Genomic DNA, 673 nt, shown 5'->3' on the forward strand with positions numbered 1-673 from the left:
TCGATTTTGCCGGTTCGGACGCTCCGCTGAAGGATGACGAGCTCGCGAAGGAAGGCCTGTTCCAGTTCCCGACGGTGGTCGGCGGCGTGGTGCCGGTCGTCAACGTGCCGGGCGTGAAGGCCGGTGAACTGACGCTGTCGGGCCCGGTGCTCGGCGACATCTACCTCGGCAAGATCAAGAAGTGGAACGACCCGGAGATCGCCGCGCTGAACCCGAAGGTCAAGCTGCCGGATACGGACATCGCGGTCGTGCGCCGCGCTGACGGTTCGGGCACGAGCTTCATCTGGACGAACTACCTGTCGAAGGTCAACGACGAGTGGAAGTCGAAGATCGGCGAAGGCACGACGGTCAACTGGCCGACGGGCACGGGCGGCAAGGGCAACGACGGCGTCGCGGCATTCGTGCAGCGCCTGCCGGGTTCGATCGGCTACGTCGAGTGGGCGTACGCGAAGAAGAACAACATGATCTACACGGCCCTGAAGAACTCGACGGGCACGGTGGTCGAGCCGAAGACCGAAACGTTCAAGGCTGCTGCCGCGGGCGCGAACTGGACGAAGTCGTTCTACCAGATCCTGACGAACCAGCCGGGCAAGGAAGCATGGCCGGTCGTCGGCGCGACGTTCGTGCTGCTGCACGCGAAGCAGGACAAGCCGGAGCAGGGCGCCGAAACGCT

The 673-nt window shown here is 64.6% G+C and carries 1 protein-coding gene; it reads left to right on the forward strand.

Going from position 1 to position 673, the window contains the following annotated elements; all coding sequences use genetic code 11:
- On the forward strand, positions 1 to 673 hold a 673-nt coding region (gene pstS / locus U5771_RS35255; protein WP_322028194.1), incomplete at both ends, for a phosphate ABC transporter substrate-binding protein PstS.

Origin of the sequence: Burkholderia sp. BCC1977 (assembly GCF_905339595.1) — a bacterium.
GTDB lineage: Bacteria > Pseudomonadota > Gammaproteobacteria > Burkholderiales > Burkholderiaceae > Burkholderia.